At 71.1% G+C, this 1,458-nt stretch carries 2 protein-coding genes and 1 pseudogene; 2 read left to right on the forward strand and 1 reads right to left on the reverse strand.

The window, feature by feature from the left end:
* Window positions 1-169: 169 nt before the first annotated feature.
* Together ABZY13_RS33450 and ABZY13_RS33455 are read left to right on the forward strand one after the other, a co-directional pair.
* Window positions 170-343 (forward strand): annotated as a pseudogene (locus ABZY13_RS33450) (transposase); the annotation flags it as partial.
* A 215-nt stretch (window positions 344-558) separates the two neighbouring features.
* Window positions 559-978, forward strand: coding sequence for a transposase (locus ABZY13_RS33455; protein ID WP_356637581.1), 420 nt, complete (start codon window positions 559-561; stop codon window positions 976-978).
* On the opposite strand, the gene ABZY13_RS33460 is transcribed toward ABZY13_RS33455, so the two are convergent.
* Complete coding sequence (locus tag ABZY13_RS33460; protein ID WP_356637579.1) at window positions 917-1,420, reverse strand: hypothetical protein; 504 nt, start codon at window positions 1,418-1,420, stop codon at window positions 917-919. The two genes, ABZY13_RS33455 and ABZY13_RS33460, sit on opposite strands and share 62 nt — an antisense overlap.
* Window positions 1,421-1,458: the final 38 nt, after the last annotated feature.

The following is a 1,458-nucleotide window of genomic DNA, read 5'->3' on the forward strand; positions in this document are numbered from 1 at the left end:
GTAGCTCGCGGTTGTCGAGTCCAGCGAGAAGCAAGAGGCCCTGTTGTCGAAGTGTTGCGTGGTCGCGGTTGCCGGGTCCAGTCCGTCCACTCCTGGGTGTGACTGTCTCGCCCACAGGTTCGGGAACGCGGCCGACCGGCCGGAGCGCCGGCCCCGGTATGGCTCGGACATGAGCGATGCCGAGTGGGCGTCGGTGCGGGATCTGCTACCGGTGCCGGGATGGCTGGCCGGCCGGGGCGGTCGGCCGGAGGGCTACTGTCACCGGCAGATGATCGACGCGGTGCGCTACCTCGTCGACAACGGCATCAAGTGGCGGGCGGTGCCGTCCGACTTCCCGCCCTGGCCACGGGTGTATGCCTTCTTCGCCCGCTGGCGGGATGCGGGGCTGGTGGCCGAGCTGCATGACCGGCTGCGCGAGGCCGTCCGCCGGGCCGAGGGCCGGAGCCCGGAGCCGAGCGCGGCCGTCGTGGACTCGCAGTCGGTGAAGGCGGACGCCACGGTCACTCTCGCTTCACGGGGATACGACGCGGGAAAAAGATCAACGGGCGCAAGCGCCACCTGCTCACCGACACCCTCGGACTCCTGCTGGCCGTGCTGGTCACGCCGGCCTCCACGACCGACCGGGACGCGGCCCGCATCGTGCTGCCAGCAGCAAAGAAGCACTTCCGGCGGCTGGCGCGGGTCTGGGCCGACGGCGGTTACACCGGCCACCTCACCGACTGGTCCGCGGCGCATCTCGGACTCGTTCTCGACATCGTCCGCCGCAGCGACAACGTCCAAGGCTTCGAGGTCCTGCCTCGCCGCTGGGTCGTGGAGAGGTCCTTCGCCTGGCTCCTGCGCAGTCGGCGCCTGGTCCGTGACTACGAGCGACGCACCGACACCAGCGAGAGCGTCGTCCTGTGGTCGATGACCATGCTCATGAGCCGCCGCCTGGCCGCCCAGCGCCGGCAGTGTCCTGCTCCGGCGCGGGCAGCATGAACCTGCCCGGTTTCTCCTCGACCAGCCAGCCCCGTTCCACCAGCCGTTTCAGCCGGGCCCTCGCTCCCTCGACACGGGAGGCAGAGGCGCTGTCCCAGCCCAGCACCACCGCGGCCCGCCGGGCACCGAGCCCATCGGCTCCCGCCCCCAGGGCGGCGGCCATCAACGCCTGGTAGTCCACCGACAACACCTCGGGTCCGGCCGCGTCCTGGCGGTGAGGCACCGCCCGGCGCGGACCCACCGGCTTCCTCTGCGACACGACGGCCACGGCGGGCGCATCCTCCTCGGCCAGCGCCTCCAGATACTGCTCCAGGCCGATCACCCGGCGCCTGAGCACCTCTTCCGCCTCAGTCAGAGCCGCACGCACTCGCTCCAACTCCGCTTCGAGATCCTCCACCCGCACCGCCGCGGCCTTCTGCCGCGCTTCCAACACCGCCCGCATCGACGGCATCCGTCACCCCCACGACGTCTTGGTCAGCA

Origin of the sequence: Streptomyces sp. NPDC006610 (genome assembly GCF_040611575.1) — a bacterium.
In the GTDB taxonomy this organism is placed as follows: domain Bacteria; phylum Actinomycetota; class Actinomycetes; order Streptomycetales; family Streptomycetaceae; genus Streptomyces.

Coding starts and splice junctions, on each gene's coding strand:
- ABZY13_RS33460 (WP_356637579.1), bottom strand. CDS start 1,420: ATGCGGGCGGTGTTGGAAGCGCGGCAGAAGGCCGCGGCGGTGCGGGTG.